The following is an 18,293-nucleotide window of genomic DNA, read 5'->3' on the forward strand; positions in this document are numbered from 1 at the left end:
GAAAATGCCCGCTCGAGGGCGGTTGGTCAGTATTTACCGATCATCGGATCCCGCAACGCCGCCGCTTGCGCTACAATCCGCGCCGATTTCGACTTGCCTGAGAGCCCATTCCAATGTCCGTCTGCCAGACTCCTATCATCGTCGCCCTGGATTACCCCACTCGTGACGCCGCACTGAAGCTGGCTGACCAGTTGGACCCGAAGCTTTGCCGGGTCAAGGTCGGCAAGGAATTGTTCACCAGTTGCGCCGCGGAAATCGTCGGTACCCTGCGTGACAAAGGCTTCGAGGTGTTCCTCGACCTGAAATTCCACGATATCCCGAACACCACCGCCATGGCGGTCAAGGCCGCTGCCGAAATGGGCGTGTGGATGGTCAACGTGCACTGCTCCGGTGGCCTGCGCATGATGAGTGCTTGCCGTGAGGTGCTGGAACAGCGTAGCGGTCCCAAGCCTTTGTTGATCGGCGTGACTGTGCTCACCAGCATGGAACGTGAAGACCTGGCCGGCATCGGTTTGGACATCGAGCCTCAGGAGCAGGTGCTGCGACTGGCGGCCCTGGCGCAGAAAGCCGGTCTCGACGGCCTGGTGTGCTCGGCGCTGGAAGCCCAGGCCTTGAAAGCCGCGCACCCGTCGCTGCAACTGGTGACGCCAGGGATTCGTCCGGCGGGCAGCGCCCAGGATGACCAGCGCCGTATTCTGACGCCGCGTCAGGCGCTGGACGCGGGTTCCGATTACCTGGTGATTGGCCGTCCGATCAGCCAGGCGGCGGATCCGGCCAAGGCGTTGGCGGCAGTGGTTGCCGAGATCGCCTGAACAACACCCCCTGTAGGAGCCGGCTTGCCGGCGATAGCGGCCTTTAGATCAGTGAAGGGCTCAAGGGCCTCATCGCCGGCAAGCCGGCTCCTACATAAGTTGGGTGTCAGTTGACCTTCAGTACCAACTTGCCGAAGTTCTCGCCGTTGAACAGCTTCATCAACGTCTCCGGGAACGTCTCCAGCCCCTCGACGATATCTTCTTTGCTCTTGAGCTTGCCCTGGGCCATCCAGCCGGCCATTTCCTGGCCGGCAGCGGCAAAGCCTGCGGCGTGATCCATCACCACAAAGCCTTCCATGCGTGCGCGATTGACCAGCAGTGACAAGTAGTTGGCCGGGCCTTTCACGGCTTCCTTGTTGTTGTATTGGCTGATGGCGCCGCAGATGACCACGCGGGCTTTCAGTGCCAGGCGGCTGAGGACGGCGTCGAGAATATCGCCACCGACGTTATCGAAATACACGTCCACGCCCTTGGGGCACTCACGCTTGAGGGCAGCGGGCACGTCTTCGCTTTTGTAGTCGATGGCGGCGTCGAAGCCCAGTTCATCCACCAGGAACTTGCACTTGTCGGCGCCGCCGGCGATGCCTACCACGCGGCAGCCTTTGAGCTTGGCGATCTGCCCGGCGATGCTGCCCACGGCACCGGCCGCGCCGGAGATCACCACGGTTTCGCCGGCCTTGGGCGCACCCGTTTCCAGCAGCGCAAAGTAGGCGGTCATGCCAGTCATGCCCAAGGCAGATAGATAGCGCGGCAACGGCGCGAGTTTCGGGTCAACCTTGTAGAAACCACGCGGCTCGCCCAGGAAGTAATCCTGCACACCCAAGGCGCCGTTGACGTAGTCGCCGATAGCGAACTTCGGGTTGTTGGATGCAATCACCTTGCCCACGCCCAGCGCGCGCATGACTTCACCGATACCGACCGGCGGAATGTAGGACTTGCCTTCATTCATCCAGCCGCGCATGGCTGGGTCGAGGGACAGGTATTCGTTGCGCACCAGCACCTGGCCCTCCTGGGGCGTGCCCACCGGGACTTCCTGATAGGTGAAGGTGTCCCGGGTGGCTGCGCCGACCGGGCGCTTGGCGAGCAGGAATTGGCGGTTGGTCTGGGCGGTCATGGCAGCGACTCTTCTGGAAATGAACCTGAAGTGATAGACCTTCAACGCGTCGGGAGCAAGGTACTCCGAGGGCGCGAATGCCGGTCGATAGGTGTTGCTGATGGTCGTGCGGTACCTCTTATCACTGCGATCCATGCAGCTTCAACCGGCGTTTTGATAGTGCTGACGCGTCCGACGCAGCGTTGGCTAGACTCGATCCACCGCTATTTTCTCCCACAGGACATCTTCTATGAGCATGACGTTTTCCGGCCAGGTCGCCCTGGTGACTGGTGCCGCTGCCGGTATCGGCCGCGCCACCGCGCTGGCATTTGCCGCCGAAGGCTTGAAGGTCGTGGTTGCCGACCTGGATGCGGCGGGCGGTGAGGGCACTGTCGCCCTGATCCACCAGGCCGGCGGCGAAGCGCTGTTTGTACGCTGCAATGTCACGCTGGAGGCGGATGTGCAGCAATTGATGGCCCAGACCGTCGCCGCCTACGGTCGCCTGGACTACGCCTTCAATAACGCCGGGATCGAGATCGAAAAGGGCAAGCTGGCCGACGGCAGCCTGGATGAGTTCGACGCGATCATGGGCGTGAACGTCAAGGGCGTGTGGTTGTGCATGAAGCATCAACTGCCGTTGTTGCTGGCCCAAGGCGGCGGGGCGATCGTCAACACCGCCTCGGTCGCGGGCCTGGGGGCGGCGCCGAAGATGAGCATTTATGCGGCCTCCAAGCATGCGGTGATCGGCCTGACCAAATCGGCGGCCATCGAGTATGCGAAGAAGAAAATCCGCGTCAACGCAGTCTGCCCAGCGGTGATCGATACCGATATGTTCCGGCGCGCCTATGAAGCCGACCCGCGTAAGGCCGAGTTCGCCGCCGCGATGCACCCGGTCGGGCGCATCGGCAAGGTCGAGGAAATCGCCAGCGCGGTGCTGTACCTGTGCAGTGATGGCGCAGCATTTACCACAGGCCAAGCCCTGGCGGTGGACGGGGGGGCGACGGCAATCTAGGACCTCACGCCGCCCTTCATTCGAAAAGGTTTGGGGGGCTGTGGGGCATTTCCATAGCTGGCACCGTGCCCTGTAAGAATGTGTATCAGCAGGTAAATAACTCAATAAAATCAATACTTTAATAAAGTTTGGCGAGCGGTTGAAATGGGCTTCTGTGCTTAACTGTTCTGGGTTGAATATCAGACAGTTGAAGTGAGTGGCGCATGGATTTAGGGATCGATCGACAAGCCCTTGTACCGGTGGTGCAGCAAATCATCAGCGCAGTGGCGCAATGGATTCGCACGAGTGGCGCAAGCCCCGGCACACGCTTGCCGTCCATTCGACAGGTGGCTCTCGACAACCTGCTCAGCCAATCCAGTGTGATCGAGGCGTTCGAGCGGATGGTCGCCCAGGGATTGTTGGTTTCCAGGCACGGTTCGGGTTTTAGCGTGGCCCAGCCGTCAACGTTGTATGAGGGGCAGTGGTATGAGGGCGCGGAGCGGGAATGGGGCGCCTTCGTCGACAGCCCACTGGGCGAGCTGAAGCTGGGCTGCGGCTGGTTGCCGGATGCCTGGCGTGAAAGCGATGACATCAGTTATGCGATTCGCGAGGTCACTCGAACCGACACCGCCGGGCTGTTCAACTACAGCACGCCATTGGGGTTGCCGGCGCTGCGCGAGCAACTGCTCAAGCGCCTGAGTCGGATCCACATTGCCGCTCACCAGGACCGTATCCTCATCACAGCAGGCGCGAGCCATGCTCAGGACCTACTGATACGCACCTTGCTCAGTGCCGGCGACTGCGTGGTGGTCGAAACGCCAGGGTATGGCAATCTCTACCGGCAACTGGCCTTCCAGGGAGTGAAACTGCTGGCAGTGCCACGTATCCTCGGTGGCCCGGACATTCCGGCGCTGGAAGCACTGCTGCAGCAGCATCGGCCCAAGTGCCTGTTCATCAACAGCCTGTATCACAACCCCACTGGCTCCAGCTTGTGCCGCCCGGTGGCCGAGCGTCTGCTGGCGTTGGCGCGACGCGACAACTTCCTGATCATTGAAGAGGATGTGTTCGGCGACCTGCAACACGCCAGTTGCACGCGGCTTTCGGCATTGCCCCATGACGACCGGGTGATCTATGTCGCCAGTTTTTCCAAGACGTTGAGCAGTGCCTTGCGTGTGGGTTACCTGAGTGCCAGCGCGGCGATCATCGCGCAACTGACCAGCCTCAAGACCTTGACCGGCTTCGGTACCTCACGCTTTGCCGAAACGGTGGTGGCCACGCTGTTGGCCAATGGCACTTATCGCAAATGGGTACAGCGTTTGCGCAAGCGGCTGAATACGCAAATGACGGCTACGCTGCAGGTGCTGGAAGACGAGGAGTGGGAGGTGTTCGCCGCACCTGCCGGCGGCATGTTTTTGTGGGCGCGGCCGAGGGTAGGTGATCCATTGCGGTTGCAGGCCTGTGCCCGGCGACTCGGGGTTTTGATGTCGCCGGGGGCATTGTTCAGCCCGACCAGCGAGCCGAGTGAGTGGCTGCGCATCAACGTGGCCTATGCTGCTGATCCACGGGCCTTGGCGTTGTTCCGCGCCATGGGGCCTGCCAGATCGACCTCGACCATTCTGAAAACGACGAGTGTGTAGCTTTTTGCCATTATTGTGGCGCCAACGACTTGTGTTCAGTGCCTTGTGGTTGCGAATCTCGCCTGTGTAAACCGGGCTCGATGGCAACCGCCATTGCAAGAGGATTCAAGTGCAATGATTTCGGCCGTGCAACGACAATTCGCCAACCTCGGTATGGCAAAAAAACTGGGCTTGGGTTTCACCCTGGTCTTGCTGCTGACGGCTCTGGTCGCGGCGATCGGGGTGTGGTCCCTGCAAACCGTTGGCCAGCGTTTCGAAGGGCTCAAGGCCATGTCGTCGCTTAACAGCGGCTTGCTCAAGGTGCGCCTGATCGAACAGGACTACGCGCTGCACGCCGACCCCAAGGCCGTCGACGCCCTGCATGAAAGTGTCGATGCCCTGGCGGCCCTCGCGGCCAGTCTCAAGGCCCAGTCGGCGGCCAACGTTCCGGTCATGACCGATGTCGAACAGGCCTTGGTCGCCTACCGTAAGGCGTTCGATGAGTTTGTCGAATTGACCCAGACCAAGGACCTGGCGTTGGAAATGGCCAGTTGGTCGGTGTCCAGCGTGGCCAATAACCTTGATGTGTTGCAGGCCGGGCTGGCGGATGACGGCGCCTATGGCCTGAAGGAAAGCCAAGGTAAGGAAGGCGCCGAATTTATCGAGCAGGCGGGGCAGGTCAGCCAGGTGTCGCGCCTGATGCTGCAAGCCATGAATGAAGCCCATGTGCGCTTGAACCAGAGCCGAAAAGTCGATGAGGACAACGGTGAGCAGGGCAAGATCGAGCAAGCCGACCAGGCCCTCGCCCAGGTCGATCAACTGAAAACCGCAGTCAAGGATTCCGGCTACCAGACCGTGCTCAACGAAGTGGCCGGGCATATCGCCGCGTTCAGTGAAAAGCTCGGCGAGTACACCGGGCTGCTGGCCCAGGAAAAGGTGGTCTACAAGCAGCTGCATGATCGGGCGGGTGAGGTTGTCAGTCGGGTCAACCAGGCCTACGACGCCGAAGACCAGTCGATGCAGGCGCAGTTGAAGAAAAGCGCGATGCTGATCATCGGCTCTTCGGCTTTGGCGTTGTTGGTGGGGTTGATTGCGGCGTGGGTGATCACCCGCTTGATCGTCGCGCCGTTGCGCAGTGTGATTGCGGTGGCCCAGCAGATTGCGGCCGGCGATTTGAGCGGGCGCATGGAGGTCAGCCGTCGTGATGAAATCGGCCAGTTGATGCAGGCGATGCAACAGATGGGTAATGGGCTTAGCCAGATGGTCAGCGGCCTGCAAGCCGGTATCGAGCAACTGGCCAGTTCGGCACATTCATTGTCCAGCGTCACCGAGCAGACCAACGTCGAGGTCAGCAGCCAGAAAGAAGAAACCGAACAGGTTGCGACGGCGATGAACCAGATGACCGCCACCGTGCACGACGTGGCGCGCAACGCCGAAGAGGCCGCGCAAGCCGCACAGACGGCAGATGATAAAGTCGACAGCGGCCAGCAGGTGGTGCGCCAGAGTTTGCAGCGCATTGAATTGCTGGCCACATCCAGCACCTCTGCCAGCGCCAGCATCGAGAGCCTGAGCGCTGAAATTCAAAATATCGGCACCGTGTTGAGCGTGATCAAGAGCGTGGCCGAACAGACCAACCTGTTGGCCCTCAACGCCGCCATCGAAGCTGCCCGCGCCGGCGAGCAGGGCCGTGGTTTTGCGGTGGTGGCCGACGAGGTACGGGCCCTGGCCAAGCGTACCCAGCAATCCACCGAGGAGATCGAACGACTGGTCAGCACCTTGCGCAGCGCGGCCCAGTCCTCGGTGCAGCAGATCCAGCAAAGCGGGGAGTTGGTGAAGCTGGCGGTGAGCGATGCCCTGGAAACCGAGAGTGCCCTGGGCAGTATCGCAGTGGCTGTGTCGTTGATTCAGCAGATGAACCAGCAGATTGCCGCAGCGGCCGAGGAGCAAAGCTCGGTGGCCGAAGAGATCAACCGCAGCGTCACCAGCATCCGCGCCAGTGCCGATCAGTCGGCGCTGAGCATGCAAGGTAACGCCGCGTCGAGCATTCAACTGGCGCAGTTGGGCGCGGAACTCAAGGGCATGGTGGGGCACTTCCGCCTGTGATCGCCGCGCGTTGGCAGCGACCACAGGGGAGGGCGATCAGGCGTTGTTGGCGAGGAAGGTCAGCAGGGCTTCGTTGATGAAGTCCGGGTTTTCCCTGGCGCTGATATGGCCGGCTTCCGGAATCAGGATCAGGCTGCAACCGATCAGGCCCGCCATCTCCTCGGACTCGGCGGGAGGGCGCGGTTTGTCCTGCTCGCCGCACATCAGCAACGTGGTGTCGGCGTCCAGGCGCGGCAGTTGCTCCAGCACGTCTTCGCGACTGAAGATCAGCCGGCCCAAGGGCACGATGCTTTGCAGCAGGCGCTCCTTGGAGTAGCCCTGCAATTGCTGGCGGAAGTCCTGGTACAGCGCTGATTCGCGGTCGATACCCGGGCGGAAGAAGATCGGCGCGACCACATCCAGCAACGGCTCGGGGATGGCACCGGCGTCTTCGATCATCTTGAACAGCGAGAAATAGTACTGGCGCGTGGCCTCGGGCTCGGCGCCCAGGTAGGTGTCCATCAGCACCAGGCTGTTGATCCGTTCAGGCGCCAGCAACGCCAGGCGCGCGCCCCACATCCCGCCGACCGAGAGCCCCACCAGGTTGATCGCTGGGATATCCAGCTGGTCAATCAGGGCCAGGGCCTGGCGTGCAAGGTCGTCTAGGGAGCGCGTTTGCGCGGGCAACGCACCGGATTCACCATGGCCCCACAGCTCGGGCACGATCACCCGGTACTGTTGCGACAGCGCTTCGATCTGCGGCGCCCACATGTCGGCGTCCCACAGGTAACTTGAGCCCAGCAGGACGACCGGGCCGGTGCCCTGGTCCAGGTAGTGCAGCGGTTGTCCATCAATGACGGCGACAGGCATAACAGGCCTCTGACTTCACGGAGTAAGGGGCACTTTTTTACGCTAGTCGGGGGCGGGGGGATAGATGCAAAGTGATGGCATGTGGCGAACCGGGTTCGCCACAGGGGGAGGGGCCAATCAGTCGTAGATGACTTTCTTCTTCCACTCGGCGTCGGCATCAACCACTTTGAGGCCTTCGGTCAGTTCGTTGACCTCGTCTTCGGCCGGTTTGCTGTTGGTCAACACCGTGGAGTTGGCGCGGGCAAGCTGCGCTTCCAGCTGTTGCAGTTGTGCGCTGTAGATCACCGGCTCCGGCTGTTTACGCAGGTATTGCACGCCACGCTCGAACGCCAGGCGTGCCTGGCCCGGCTGGCCTTGTTGCAGGGCGTGCTGGCCGAGGTTGTTGAAGAACTCGATGTGCAGCAACACCAGGATATGGCGGATTTCCCGGATCCAGTGCTTGGCCTCGTTGGCCGGCAGGAAACCGTCCTGGGCGGCGCGGGTGACCTGGCCGTGCAGGGCTTCGAGCAGGAAGCGCACATCCTTTGCCTTGGCTTCGGTCTGGATCGGCGCGGGCGGGTTGTTCACCGGGATCGATTCGCCCTGGGCCACCAGCGTATTCAGCTCGGCGATGCGGGCTTTCAGTGGTGCGCTGCCTTTGTTGAGGTTCAACAGGCGCTGGTTGACGTTGAGTTCCAAGCGGGTCATCAACAGTTTGAGCGCCGGGGTCATCAATTGGCCGGGGAAGGTCTCGGTGATTTCACCGCAGCGACGCAGGCGATCATTAAGCTCGATCTCGGTGCGCTTCTTTTCCAGCTTGTTGTTTTCCACCACGTGGTTCATGTAGCCAATGGCGATCAGTATTGCGATCCCGGCTATTACCAGCAGGGTGATCATGAGTGGTGTCACCGGTGTGACCTCTTTATAGGGTTTACAGTGGAGTGTAGTGACTGGGCCATCCGGCGGATAGAACTGATCGACCAATTGCCCGGGTAGTTTGCTTCCATATAGATAGGCGCTCCCTGCATGGATGCACATTGCCATCATTTGCTGGAGCGAACTATAGCGTCTTGTCGGGCGCCAGAATATAGGCGTCAAAGCCCGGACACGCACAATTCGCCCTCAGGCCCTGAAAGCAGGTCGAAGTCATTGATTTTAATAAATTTATCCTTGGGGGTTGACGACCTTTCAATCCATCCATAGAATGCGCGCCACTTAACGCGTAAAGCACACAGCGAAACGCGGTTAAGCAGTGAATGTTGTACGTGTGTCCCCTTCGTCTAGTGGCCTAGGACACCGCCCTTTCACGGCGGTAACAGGGGTTCGAGTCCCCTAGGGGACGCCATATGCGGGAATAGCTCAGTTGGTAGAGCACGACCTTGCCAAGGTCGGGGTCGCGAGTTCGAGTCTCGTTTCCCGCTCCAAGTTTAAGCAGTGTGGCTCTCGGGCGGCACTGAGTGAAACCAGGGCATGATCTTCGGATCTAACCTCTGGGCACTGAAATACACACCATGTGTTTCAGTTGTGTGTCCCCTTCGTCTAGTGGCCTAGGACACCGCCCTTTCACGGCGGTAACAGGGGTTCGAGTCCCCTAGGGGACGCCATTTGCGGGAATAGCTCAGTTGGTAGAGCACGACCTTGCCAAGGTCGGGGTCGCGAGTTCGAGTCTCGTTTCCCGCTCCAATTTAAGCAGTGTGGCCTTCGGGCGGCACTGAGTGAAACCAGGGCATGATCCTCGGATCTAACCTCTGGACACTGAAATACACACCATGTGTTTCAGTTGTGTGTCCCCTTCGTCTAGTGGCCTAGGACACCGCCCTTTCACGGCGGTAACAGGGGTTCGAGTCCCCTAGGGGACGCCATTTGCGGGAATAGCTCAGTTGGTAGAGCACGACCTTGCCAAGGTCGGGGTCGCGAGTTCGAGTCTCGTTTCCCGCTCCATATTCAATGAAAACGCCGATCAGCAATGATCGGCGTTTTTGTTTGTGCGTGATTTGTGAGAGGACGCTGGCGGTTCAATGCGCTGGCGACGTTTCCTGCCCAGGCATGAAAAACCGTGCGAACAACTCGGATTGAGACTTGATGCTCAGTTTGTTGTAGAGGTTGCGACGGTGAACTTTGATGGTCTCGGTCGACAGGTTCAGCTTGCCGGCGATCTCTTTGTTGGAAAAACCGCTCAACAGCAACCGCAGCACATCTTTTTCGCGCGCGGTGATTTGTACGCCAAGTTGCATGATCGCCTCAGACCACGGCGGCGGTTCGGCCTGGCTTTTTTCCGCGTCACTCTCAAAGCACATGCGTTGATGCATCAATGCCATCACCCAGGGTTTGATCATGTCCAGCGTAGTGATCTGCTGCGGGCTGTATCGCACGTTGCTGCCGAATGAAATGCACAGGGTTCTGTCGGCGTCGAGCTGCACGTTGTACTGCACCTCGTCCACGCTAACGTACTGAGCAAAGTACTGGTGGTAATACTCGGTGGTCAGGAAGTGCTCCGGCGCGATGTCGGACAGATGGAAAAAACCACTCTGCGGGTTTTCCCGGTTGGCGATGTAAAACGGGTCCAGCAGGTACAGCCCTTTTACATAGCGCTGGGTCAGGGCGCCCACTTCGTCTGCATCGGCGACTTCGGTCAGGCTGATAACCCGCACCTGTTGGTCGCTGAAGATCAGCACAACCCAATTATCGATCTGGACATATTCCTTTAACACGCGAACCAGCGAACTCCAGAACGCCGGGCGGTTCAGCTGCATGATCAGCGTTCCGGCGGACCGATGCCAGGCCAGGTTGTGAAGGTCGAGCGACATTTACTACCCCTTTAGGGTTAGGCATTCATGGGACTGGGCTAAGTACTTCTGGGTATTTACTAATCGGACGTGCCGCGTATATTCACCCACCAGTGGATGCAGGCCATGATGGCCTGTCGTTTTGACAAGGATAGCGAGATGAGTCAACCCCAATTGCGCGCCATTTTTATGGCTGCGCTGGTGTCTGTGTGTGCCAGTGCGCCGGTCTCGGCGGCCGAACCCCGGGTCAATCTGTATAACTGGTTCGGGCTGATCGCGCCGGAAACCCCCAAGGAATTTGAGCAGAAAACCGGTACCCGGATGCACCTGGATGCTTTCGACAGTGCCGAGATCATGCAGAGCAAGGTCATGGCCGGGCGCACTGGGTATGACGTCGTCGTTGCTACCTCGAATGTCTTGCCCAGCCTGATCCAGGCCGGTGTGCTGGCGCCGCTGGACCGTTCCCAACTGAGTAACTTCTCGCACATCGATCCCGAAATGCTGGCGCTGCTGTCCGCCAACGATCCGGGTAACCGCTATGCCGTGCCGTATTTGTGGGGCACCACCGGCATTGGTTACGACGTGGATAAGGTCAAGGCCGCCCTGGGTGACGATGCCCCGGTGGACAGCTGGGACCTGATCTTCAAGGAAGAGAACATCAGCAAGCTCAAGTCGTGTGGCGTGGCGATGCTCGACTCGCCGAGTGAAATCATTTCGATTGCCTTGCATTACCTCGGCCTGCCAAGCAACAGCCAGAACCCCGAGGATTACCAGAAAGCCCAGGCGTTGCTGCTGAAGATCCGCCCTTACGTTCTCTACTTCGACTCTTCCAGGACCGACGCTGACTTTGCCGACGGAAATATTTGCGTGGTGGTGGGGTGGGCGAGCGGAGCGCTGACGGCGCAAGCCATCAATGAGAAAAACAACACTGGCCGCAAGATTGCCTACAGCCTGCCGCGTGAGGGCGGGTTGGTGTGGTCGGAAAACTTTGTGCTGCTCAAGGATGCGCCGCATGCCAAGCAGGGCCTGGCGTTCATCAACTACATGCTCGACCCGCAAGTGATTGCCAAGAGTTCCAACCACACGCTGTACCCCAACGCCAACAAGGACGCCACCCAGTTGGTCGAGCAGAAGTTGCGCGACAACCCCTGGATTTACCCGTCCAAAGAGACGATCGCCACCTTGGTTCCCCTGGAACCGTTGCCCTTGAAATTGGAGCGAATCCGCACGCGTGTGTGGACCAAGGTGAAAAGCGGGACCTGATCGGGTGAATGAATAGGTGGTCCAGGCTGCAGAAGACGTGCCAGTGAAGGAGATCAATCATGGGCCAAGCCGAATATCAGCGCGACGTGAAGTCGGACGATGACAAGGCGTACAAGGACATCGAGGAACAGATCGGCCACTGTACGCCCGAGCAAGCCTGGGCCATGTATTACGTCTCCACGGGCATGGTGCGTGAGTACATTACGCGGGCGGTGATGGAGCATATCGGCCGGGGCAACCGGGCGCTGCTGCTGGAGTTCCCGGAGCTTGCCCGGACCGAGGAGCGATCACGCTTCCTGCTGCCGCTCTAACCGAATGCCGATCAGCGATGATCGGCATTTTTGTGTGCGCGCGGGCTTGCTGCTTTGGCCAGGCGTAATGTGGCCTCGCGGATCTCTTGCTGGTTCAGCGAGGCGAAACCCAGGCGCAACGCGTTCTCCGCCTGGTCCATCGGCGAGAACTGCCGGCCGCTGCGTACGACCAGCCCGTGATCAAGGGCTGCGTTCACCGTCTGGTCGACGTCGATTGTATCGTCGAAGCGTACCCACAGCGCCAGGCCGCCTTCGGGCTCGCGCACCTGGATCCGATCACAGAACGCCGCCTGCAGGCAGTCTTGCAAGGTCTCACGGCGAGCGCGGTATTCCTTTGATACCCGGCGCAGGTGCTTCTTGAGTTCGCCATCGTTGATCAAGTCGGCAAGCATCTTCTGCGCGACCGCGTCGGCATCGCCCAGCATCAGTGCAGCGTTGCGATGCAGGGCTTCGATCACCTGCGTAGGAGCCACCACATAACTGCAGCGAAACGTCGAGCCGAGGACCTTGGACAACGAACCGACATAGATCACATGTCGCTGCGCGCGATCGCTGGCCAGGGGCAGGTAGGGGCGTCCGCTGAAGTGAAATTCGTGGTCGTAATCTTCTTCGATGATGCAGAAGTCATGCAGCGCCGCCAATGCCAGCAACTGTTGCCGCCGCGCCGCGTGCAGGCTCACGGTGGTGGGGAACTGGTGGTGCGGCGTGAGGTAGATCATGCGCACCTTGTGTTCGCGACACAGGTGATCGATCTGGTCCGTGCGACAGCCTTCTTCGTCGATGTCCACCGTGACCAGTTGCGCACCCAGCCTGCGGAAAATTTCCCATGCTGGCGGGTAGCTCAGGCGCTCTACCAGCACCACGTCGCCGGGTTTGAGCAACAGGCTGGCGGTCAGGTACAGCGACATCTGCGTGCCTTGGGTCAGGCAGATGTTTTCGGCGCTGACCGTCAACCCACGGTTGTTGCGCAGCATCTCGGCCAGGGCGCAGCGCAGATGATAGCCGGTGCCCTCGCTGCCGTAGCGCAGCGTGTTGGACGCAAAGCTGCTACGCAGGGCGTTGCGGTAGTAGCGGTGCAACACGGCTTGGGGCAGCAGGCGGTGGTCGCTGGTGCCGTTGTCGAAAAACAGCGCGCCATGCCGATGGTTCAGCGCCGTCACCTGGGCGTTCTGGGCGAAATAGGGCGCGGCTGTCTGCGCCTGGATGGGCGGCGCGAAGGACGCTAGCGCGCGGCTCGGCAATTGCTTGGCCGTCAACTGCGCGTTGACGAAGGTTCCGCGTCGCGGCTCGCTGACCAGCCAGCCTTTGGTCATGGCTTCTTCGTAGGCCAGGATCACGGTCTTGCGGTTGACGTCGAGCAACTGCGCCATTTCCCGCGTGCCCGGCAGCAAGGTGCCGGGCGGCAATCGCCCTTCAACGATCGCGGTCACCAAGCCTTCAGCAATCTTACGGTAGGACGCCTGGCTTGCACTGTCGTCCAGCTTGAGCAGCGGGCGCCATTTTCGCATCTGGACCATCTGAAGTATCCAAAACTGGAGGTTTTAATGGGCCTAGTCTAGCGCAACAATCCAGCCTCACTCACCCCGAGGTTGTTATGAATACACGTCATGTCATCGAACTGTCCCCCTCGGGGAAAACCTTTGAGGCCGGTGATGAACTGTTGCTGGATGCGATGCTCGCCAATGGTCTGTCGGTGCCGTTTTCTTGCCGACGCGGTGCCTGCGGGTCGTGCAAGGTGGTAGTCGCAGAAGGGGCGTACCGGGCCAAACAGCTGGCGCCGGACGCTCCCGCACCGTGTTATCCGTTGGCAGCCAATGAAATGCTGCTGTGCCAAAGTCACGCCTGCGGCGACATGCGCCTGGAAATCCCCGGCTGGTCGCTGGACACACCCGCGCTGGTGGTCGAGGCGCAGGTCGTGAGCAAACGCGCACTGAGCCCCGACATCATTGAGCTGGTGCTGATGCCGGACAGGCCGCTGGCGGTGCGGGCGGGCCAATACCTCAAGTTCCGCATGGTCGACGGTGATTCGCGGTGTTTCTCGATCGCCAACCTGCCGGCTGAAGATGATGGGCGCTTGGTCTTTCAGATTCGCCAGGTGAGCGGCGGTCTCTTCTCCGAGACGCTGTTGGCTGACCTGGAGGCTGGCGATCTGTTGCAACTGGAAGGGCCATTTGGTGCCTGTACCTGGCAGGACAATGACGATGTGTCCGTGGTCCTGTTCGCCACGGGCACCGGCTACGCGGGTATCAAGCCCATCCTGCTGACCGCCCTAACGCGTGATGTTGACGTGACTTTGTACTGGGGCGGCGGGCAACCGGCAGATTTCTATGACCGTACGTTCCTGGACCAGTCGGTCATCGATCACCCACGCTTTCACTGGCACCCTGTGTTGGTTTCCCAGGGGCGAGTGCAGGAAGTTGCCTTGAGCCATGGGCATGACTGGGAAGCCGCCCAGGTGTATGCCTGCGGTAATGGCGCCATGATCAGCCAGGTGCGCACGGAGTGCCTGGACGCCGGCTTGCCCGGCCATCGATTCGTCGCGGAGGCCTTTGTGCCCAGTGGCCGGTCGAGTGCCGGCACGACGCCCAAGGCGCTGCACCCGATCTGGGAGAAAGTCGGCCCACGTTATTCACTGGACGGCATGCTGGCCGCGCGCGATCAGTCAATCCGCGCCTTGGCGGCGATTGCCAGCCGACTGCAGGTCGGCATGACCACCGGCGAAGCCCTCGACATGGCCGCCGACCAACTGCACGCCATGGGCGCCTCCCACACCTGGCACCCGACCTACATCCGTTTTGGCGATGACACGGTGCGCCCGCCCCGCGAAGGCATTGACCGCCAGCGCAGGCTGCGCGCCAGCGATATCGTCGTGGTTGATTTGGGCCCAGTGTGGGACGGTTACGAAGGCGATTACGGCGATACCTTTGTGTTCGGTGACGCGCCGCTGCACCTGGCGTGCAGGACCGCACTGCACGAGGTGTTCGACGAAACCCGCGACGCCTGGCTGAGGGGGCTTACCGGTCGTGAACTCTATGACTTCGCCGAGCAGAGCGCCGTAGCAAAAGGCTGGAGGCTGGCACGCAACCTCGCAGGGCACCGCCTTGCGGATTTCCCCCACGCGTTGTTCGAGAGCAAGGTGCTGGCGGACCTGGAAATTCCACCGAGTGAAATGGCCTGGGTCCTGGAAATCCAGCTGTGCCATCCGACCGAACCAATCGGTGGATTCTTCGAGGATATCCTGATGCTTGATGCTTGATGCTTGATGCTTGATGCCTGAAGGCATGAGCGGATGATGACGGCAGACTGCAAATCCGGCGACTTACAGCCAACCCGGTGGATAAGGGTGGCTTCGATAGAAGCCGCGCAAGGCCTGCACATCGCGTTCGAAGCCTTGCTGTACCCAGGCCTGGTAGGCTGCTTGCACGGTTGTTTCGCCGGAGGGCCAGGACAGGCAGTCGATAATTGCCGAGGCGGCCTGCATGCCCGAGATCAAAGCCTTGATCACACCATGGGAGGCGCAGGGGTCCAGCGTAGCGGCTGCATCGCCCACCAGAAAATAGCCGGGGCCTGCTGTCGTGCGGCAGTGTCGCCATGACACATCCGCGCCACGCGACCTGGCGATCACCGGGCACTGCTCAAGCCCTTCGGGCGCCTGGCGGCACGGACCCGCCTCGGTAAACGCCAAGTGGGTCCAGTGCAAGCAGTGCTCGCTCAGCCGTGCAATCCAGTGCCAGCCGTGGGGGTGGGCAAACAGCCCGAGTTTTTCGTCGGGAAGACGGCTCTCCTTGCAGTAGCCATATCGTGCAATCAAGCGCGGTGAAAAATGCCGCCAGGGTATCTGCAGTTGGCGTTGCAGCCAGCCGTGATGGCCTGTGGCGTCAACGACATAGCGGGCGATCCATTGCCTTGAGCCTGACTGGACGCCCTGAACGCGACCGCGTTGGTGCATGACGTGGCTGACACGCGTGGGGTGCGTAATGTGTACTCTCAGGATGCGCGCCTGCTCTAGCAGTTGTTGGTCGAGCAGCGCGCGTGGCATCTGGAAACCCAGCCACGCTCCGCCATGTCCCGCGCCGAACGCATTGAAGCGCGGCGGTCCCTCCCAGTGCACCCAGTGGCCTGGGTGTCGCCGGCAATCCAGGGCGACAATGCCCAGTTGCCGCAGCAGGGGTTCGACACCCGGATGGAGGGTTTCCCCCGGCTTGTCTCTGGGGAACGCAGCCTTCTCCAGCAGTGCCACTCGTAGCCCTTTTTGCGCACAGGTGATGGCTGTCGCACACCCTGCCGGCCCGGCGCCTATGACAACGACGTCAAAGTGATTCATCGTGACGTTGCCATGGCGCTCCATTCAGGCGGATAAGCACCGCGTCCGGGCTCATGTACAGTTCTACCTGTTGTTGTATCTCCACCTGACGAAGCTTGAAGTTATCCGCGGGGGTGCTGATCGTGCCGTGCTTGAACAATCTGTAGAACTGCACATCGCCCTCCAACCGGAAGTTGGCTTCTTGTTGCGCCTTCTCGAAGTCTTCATCCGGTAATTGCACCAGAAAAAACGACAGCAAAGGCCATTGTTTTCGCTGCTCTTTGTCTGATCCGGCGCCGACGGCCTGGTACGCGCGCCGCATCCCCAACACACGTTGATGGTACTGCTCGGTGCTGATGTGTCCGGTGATTGCCAGCGACAACTGACCGGCCAGCGCGGCTTGCGTGTAATCGCTGTACTCATAGGCGTCGTACTGGATCACGGGGCGCCCGTCGACCTCAACCGACGTAGGCCCGCGCCGGCCATCCCAGCCCGGACTGCCCGGCGATCCGATTTCGCTGTCCGTCAGCGGGATGGTCGTGGCTGACACACTGCGTGGTTCGAATGTGCGGGTCGAGTCCGGCGCTACGCCAGGCCAGTAGGAACCCAGCGCAGCACAGATACGTGCATCCTCGGTAAACGGGCTGGCCAATTGATAGCCGCACAGCACATTGGTGAATGGCGCATCCACCAGGCCTCGACCAATTTCCCAGCCAGGACCGAATACGCCGCTGGCGAAATCCGGCAGCCAGGATTGTCGCTGGGCACGCGCCACCTGTGGGCTTGTGCGGGGTGTTGTGAAGGACTGGGGATGGGAGACGATTGCGGTGACGCCCCGGTCCTCCTGGTCGAAGTAATGACCCTCAAGGGACTGATTGATATAGAAGCGCACGTCGGAAAGCGGATTGACTCGTGTATGCCACACCTCTGGGCAGGGCGGCGTCGGGCAGGGGAATACCTCAGGGTCGCTGGACCACTCCTTGAGTTCCCGTTGTCCGCACAGCGGGAAAAAATCCGGCGCACCGATGATGGAATAAGCGGCGACGCTGTCCAGCATCAACTGCGGGCAATGCGCGCGCACCCAGCCATCCGCCATGGCGTCCTGATAGTGCAGGGCACGATAGCCGCCAGCCTTGACCATCGCGTCGACATTTTCCAGATCATTGAGGTCTTCGATCGAACCGTCATCGCGTACACGGTGACGTCCGTGGATCAGGCCACCCGAGTTCGGCGGCATCATGAACGACAGCGGTTGCCCTTTGTAGTAAGCCGGTTCGACCAGGGTCTGCTTGGCATCAGGCATCAGCAACCCCGGCGCGAACGCTTCGATATCCGCCCAATGGCTCAGACCTTGGGTAATCACGAAAGGCGCGTTGAGAATGTCAGGCTCTTGCCAGCCGGTACCGCGAAAGCGCCTGTGGATCTGTCCGATCTTTTCATTGATCTGGTGGTTTTCCAGCAGCACCCTCAAGTCCAGTCCCGCGAGGCATTCCTCGCCATCAAACAACTTGTGCAACGGCACCCAGAACTCCAGGTCCTGGTCGATGGGCTGGGCGTTCATCGGGCCAAATTGCTCCGGCTGGCCAACCTGTCTTGCAGCAATAAAAGCGCCATAGCGCGCCGGGATAACGCGCATTTGATTGGGCTGGCCCTCGACGAAGGGCAAGAACCCTCGTCGTTGCGGATCGTACAGCGCGGCGGCGGTTCCAACCCTGGCGACGCCCGCGCGTGAAAAGCACAAGTCCGCTTGGCGACGGTGCACGGTTTCAGGTTGTGGCCTGTATTCGTAGGCGAACACGGCGATTGCCAGTATCTGATCACCGAACGCCTCCAGGGTCGGTGGAACGGCGCCGTAAACGTAATTGAGCACCTGTTCGATTTCCGCCGCAGTCGGGAAAACGGTCAGTGTTTCGCCCCTGGCTCCGGTGCTCACATTGGGCGACGCGAATGCATGAAACAGCAGACTTTCAGCCGGTCGCCCAGGGGCTATGCCGTGCATTGCGCTGACGGAAAAATCCTCGAAACCCGACAGCGTGCGATTGATCTGCAAAGGTTTGGCGAGTTCTTCACGTAACGTGGCTGACGTGATGTCCAGGCCGTGTTGCAGCAACAGGTCGCGCCACCCGAAGGGCGCCAGACGGGCACATGCACGTTCGACAGCGTTGAGTAACGACATACGCATTCCTC

Annotated in this window: 14 protein-coding genes, 6 tRNA genes and 1 pseudogene; 14 read left to right on the forward strand and 7 right to left on the reverse strand. The window is 60.6% G+C overall.

Going from position 1 to position 18,293, the window contains the following annotated elements; translation table 11 throughout:
* Positions 1 to 113: 113 nt before the first annotated feature.
* Positions 114 to 812 carry an orotidine-5'-phosphate decarboxylase gene (pyrF, locus tag CI807_RS16260; protein WP_095015338.1) on the forward strand — a complete coding sequence of 233 codons (699 nt, stop codon included), beginning with the start codon at positions 114 to 116 and terminating at the stop codon, positions 810 to 812.
* 106 nt (positions 813 to 918) lie between these two features.
* Here the strand turns inward: pyrF and CI807_RS16265 are convergent, their stop codons facing one another.
* Complete coding sequence (locus tag CI807_RS16265) at positions 919 to 1,926, reverse strand: NADP-dependent oxidoreductase (protein ID WP_095015339.1); 1,008 nt, start codon at positions 1,924 to 1,926, stop codon at positions 919 to 921.
* A gap of 229 nt (positions 1,927 to 2,155) precedes the next feature.
* Here CI807_RS16265 and CI807_RS16270 point away from each other — a divergent pair, with 229 nt between their 5' ends.
* From CI807_RS16270 to CI807_RS32130, 4 genes and pseudogenes are all read left to right on the forward strand, one after another.
* Complete coding sequence (locus tag CI807_RS16270; RefSeq protein WP_016979533.1) at positions 2,156 to 2,917, forward strand: SDR family oxidoreductase; 762 nt, start codon at positions 2,156 to 2,158, stop codon at positions 2,915 to 2,917.
* Positions 2,918 to 3,120: 203 nt separating this feature from the next.
* Positions 3,121 to 4,533 (forward strand): PLP-dependent aminotransferase family protein, encoded by a 1,413-nt coding sequence (locus CI807_RS16275; protein ID WP_095015340.1) that lies wholly within the window; start codon positions 3,121 to 3,123, stop codon positions 4,531 to 4,533.
* A gap of 1,023 nt (positions 4,534 to 5,556) precedes the next feature.
* A pseudogene (locus tag CI807_RS32125) lies at positions 5,557 to 5,757 on the forward strand (HAMP domain-containing protein); the annotation flags it as partial.
* A gap of 15 nt (positions 5,758 to 5,772) precedes the next feature.
* Positions 5,773 to 6,615 (forward strand): methyl-accepting chemotaxis protein, encoded by an 843-nt coding sequence (locus CI807_RS32130; protein WP_371858007.1) that lies wholly within the window; start codon positions 5,773 to 5,775, stop codon positions 6,613 to 6,615.
* Between the two features lie 36 nt (positions 6,616 to 6,651).
* Here the strand turns inward: CI807_RS32130 and CI807_RS16285 are convergent, their stop codons facing one another.
* Together CI807_RS16285 and CI807_RS16290 are read right to left on the reverse strand one after the other, a co-directional pair.
* Positions 6,652 to 7,464, reverse strand: a complete 813-nt coding sequence (locus tag CI807_RS16285; RefSeq protein WP_095015342.1) for an alpha/beta fold hydrolase — start codon at positions 7,462 to 7,464, stop codon at positions 6,652 to 6,654.
* A 117-nt stretch (positions 7,465 to 7,581) separates the two neighbouring features.
* Positions 7,582 to 8,352 (reverse strand): hypothetical protein, encoded by a 771-nt coding sequence (locus CI807_RS16290; RefSeq protein ID WP_016979530.1) that lies wholly within the window; start codon positions 8,350 to 8,352, stop codon positions 7,582 to 7,584.
* 360 nt (positions 8,353 to 8,712) lie between these two features.
* Here CI807_RS16290 and CI807_RS16295 point away from each other — a divergent pair.
* From CI807_RS16295 to CI807_RS16320, 6 genes are all read left to right on the forward strand, one after another.
* Positions 8,713 to 8,788: transfer RNA gene (locus tag CI807_RS16295), tRNA-Glu, on the forward strand.
* 3 nt (positions 8,789 to 8,791) lie between these two features.
* Positions 8,792 to 8,867 (forward strand) — tRNA-Gly (locus CI807_RS16300).
* Between the two features lie 104 nt (positions 8,868 to 8,971).
* Positions 8,972 to 9,047 (forward strand) — tRNA-Glu (locus CI807_RS16305).
* A gap of 3 nt (positions 9,048 to 9,050) precedes the next feature.
* Positions 9,051 to 9,126: transfer RNA gene (locus CI807_RS16310), tRNA-Gly, on the forward strand.
* A gap of 103 nt (positions 9,127 to 9,229) precedes the next feature.
* Positions 9,230 to 9,305, forward strand: a tRNA-Glu gene (locus CI807_RS16315).
* A 3-nt stretch (positions 9,306 to 9,308) separates the two neighbouring features.
* A tRNA-Gly gene (locus CI807_RS16320) sits at positions 9,309 to 9,384 on the forward strand.
* Positions 9,385 to 9,458: 74 nt separating this feature from the next.
* Here the strand turns inward: CI807_RS16320 and CI807_RS16325 are convergent.
* On the reverse strand, positions 9,459 to 10,250 hold the full coding sequence (locus tag CI807_RS16325) for a response regulator transcription factor (RefSeq protein WP_095015343.1): 792 nt from the start codon (positions 10,248 to 10,250) through the stop codon (positions 9,459 to 9,461).
* A 138-nt stretch (positions 10,251 to 10,388) separates the two neighbouring features.
* Between CI807_RS16325 and CI807_RS16330 the strand changes: the two genes are divergently transcribed.
* Positions 10,389 to 11,492 carry a polyamine ABC transporter substrate-binding protein gene (locus CI807_RS16330; protein ID WP_095015344.1) on the forward strand — a complete coding sequence of 368 codons (1,104 nt, stop codon included), beginning with the start codon at positions 10,389 to 10,391 and terminating at the stop codon, positions 11,490 to 11,492.
* A 59-nt stretch (positions 11,493 to 11,551) separates the two neighbouring features.
* The gene (locus tag CI807_RS16335; RefSeq protein WP_016979527.1) at positions 11,552 to 11,803 is read left to right on the forward strand and encodes a hypothetical protein; all 252 of its coding nucleotides are present in this window, start codon (positions 11,552 to 11,554) and stop codon (positions 11,801 to 11,803) included.
* Between the two features lie 11 nt (positions 11,804 to 11,814).
* On the opposite strand, the gene CI807_RS16340 is transcribed toward CI807_RS16335, so the two are convergent.
* Entirely contained in the window at positions 11,815 to 13,320 is a 1,506-nt protein-coding gene (locus CI807_RS16340) for a PLP-dependent aminotransferase family protein (RefSeq protein WP_095015345.1), read from the reverse strand.
* A 77-nt stretch (positions 13,321 to 13,397) separates the two neighbouring features.
* Here CI807_RS16340 and CI807_RS16345 point away from each other — a divergent pair, with 77 nt between their 5' ends.
* A complete protein-coding gene (locus CI807_RS16345) occupies positions 13,398 to 15,059 on the forward strand; it encodes a M24 family metallopeptidase (RefSeq protein WP_095015346.1) in 1,662 nt (553 codons plus the stop codon).
* Between the two features lie 63 nt (positions 15,060 to 15,122).
* Here the strand turns inward: CI807_RS16345 and CI807_RS16350 are convergent, their stop codons facing one another.
* Together CI807_RS16350 and CI807_RS16355 are read right to left on the reverse strand one after the other, a co-directional pair.
* A complete protein-coding gene (locus CI807_RS16350; RefSeq protein WP_371857980.1) occupies positions 15,123 to 16,151 on the reverse strand; it encodes an NAD(P)/FAD-dependent oxidoreductase in 1,029 nt (342 codons plus the stop codon).
* Complete coding sequence (locus tag CI807_RS16355) at positions 16,114 to 18,282, reverse strand: hypothetical protein (protein ID WP_095015348.1); 2,169 nt, start codon at positions 18,280 to 18,282, stop codon at positions 16,114 to 16,116. Before CI807_RS16355 ends, CI807_RS16350 begins: the two co-directional genes overlap by 38 nt.
* Positions 18,283 to 18,293: the final 11 nt, after the last annotated feature.

Source organism: Pseudomonas sp. NS1(2017), from assembly GCF_002269425.1.
GTDB classification, from domain to species: Bacteria; Pseudomonadota; Gammaproteobacteria; order Pseudomonadales; family Pseudomonadaceae; genus Aquipseudomonas; species Aquipseudomonas reactans.